This is a genomic window from Microbacterium sp. H6 (assembly GCF_003314775.1).
Lineage (GTDB): Bacteria > Actinomycetota > Actinomycetes > Actinomycetales > Microbacteriaceae > Microbacterium > Microbacterium oxydans.
The window spans coordinates 1,911-3,381 of record NZ_QOAY01000127.1; the positions used below are offsets into that span (position 1 = coordinate 1,911).

2 protein-coding genes and 1 pseudogene are annotated in these 1,471 nt (G+C 70.4%); all 3 read right to left on the reverse strand.

The features are described from left to right. A pseudogene (locus tag DSP71_RS23375) lies at positions 1-196 on the reverse strand (tRNA (adenosine(37)-N6)-threonylcarbamoyltransferase complex dimerization subunit type 1 TsaB); the annotation flags it as partial. A 60-nt stretch (positions 197-256) separates the two neighbouring features. Continuing rightward, entirely contained in the window at positions 257-628 is a 372-nt protein-coding gene (locus DSP71_RS08355; protein ID WP_113680842.1) for a flagellar assembly protein FliW, read from the reverse strand. Further along, on the reverse strand, positions 625-1,471 hold an 847-nt coding region (locus DSP71_RS08360), incomplete at its 5' end, for a flagellin (RefSeq protein WP_113680843.1). The genes DSP71_RS08355 and DSP71_RS08360, both read right to left, overlap by 4 nt.

A 1,471-nucleotide genomic window follows, 5' to 3' on the forward strand; every position in this document is an offset into this window, starting at 1 on the left:
TGACCACGTGCGTGATCTCCGTGTCGCCCGCCCCGCCGGAAGCATCGCCCGCCTCGCTGAGAACTTGCACGAGCAGGTCTCCGATGACCTCGGCATGGCCGAGCGGGTCGACGGCAGCCGCTTCGGCACGTCGTTCCCCGTCGGCATCGATGAGGGCGACGGCAGTGCCCAGGGAGGTATCGACGGCAAGGATCACGACTCCAGGTTAGCCGCCGTCCCCTGGGGAGGGCTGCCGACCCGAGCCGCGCACCCCGGGTCAGCCGAGCGGCGCGCGCAGGGGGTAGTCCTGGTCTTCCAGGATCACCTGCGCGGCGGCTCCTGTGGTCTGGTTCACGATCACGGGGGCGAGGAGGTTCACGCTCACGCCCTCGGACGAGGGGTGGGCGACCACCAGCACCAGCGCGTCGTCGGGAGAGCCGAGAGCGAGGCCGTCCGCCTGCTCATCGCTGAGGGTCGGCGCGTAGTCGCTCAGCACCGTCCGAGGATCGACCAGGAACAGGCGCAGTTCCGCATCCTCGACCGCCCGCAGGGAGAACAACCCGTCTGACCCGTCGACGGGGGCGAGTGCGAAGTCCACATGGGGAGCCAGTCCCGGAGGCGGGGCGATGAACGTCAGTACGGCGCTCATCGCAGGAAGTCCATGAGCGACGGCTGCAGCACACGCGCGTTGACGGCGAGCGCCGAACGGTACACGAGCTCCTGCGCCTGCAGACGCACGAGCACCTCGATCGAATCGACGTCCTCCACCGCCGTCCTGCGGGACTCGAGGGACACGGAATTCTGCACTGCCGCCTCCTTGGCGCGTTCGATCTGGGACTGCCTGGTTCCCACCGAGCCCTGCACCCCGAGCATGGCGGTGCGTCGACTGTCGATCTCGCCGAGCCGGGGCCCGACGTTCGTGCCGGAGCGGAGGTCCGCCACGATCTTGTCCACGAGCGCGAAGACGGAGTCGTCTCCCGTGCCGAAGACCGCGGCGCCGTCGGTGTCGACGCGCACAGAGGCGGCGTCGGAGACCCGACGGGTGACTTCCGCTCCCGGCACCCCGCTGTGACTGTAGTCGGCGGCGAAGGCGGCCGTGTCGGACGTGCCCGCGAACACGGAACGGCCGAGCAGCCGCGTGTTCGCCTGGGACAGCATCTCCTTGCGGATGCCTTCGAGCTCGACCGCCAACGCCTCCTTGGCCGTCGCGTCCAGCGCCCCGTCGTTCGCGCCCTGGGCCGTCAGATCACGCACGCGCGCGAGCAGGGCGGTGCTCGCCGTGATGGCCGTGTCGGCAGCGGTGACCCAGGCGAGGCCGTCGTCGATGTTGCGCGCATACTGCTCGGTGCGACGCTGCTCGGCGTGAAGCGCCAGTGCCGTGGCCGCTGCCGCCGGGTCGTCGGACGGTGCGGCGAAGGCACGCTGGGATGTCGCCTGCTCCTGCAGACGCGCCAGCTCGGAGAGGTTGGACTGCAGCTGGCGCATGGCCGTC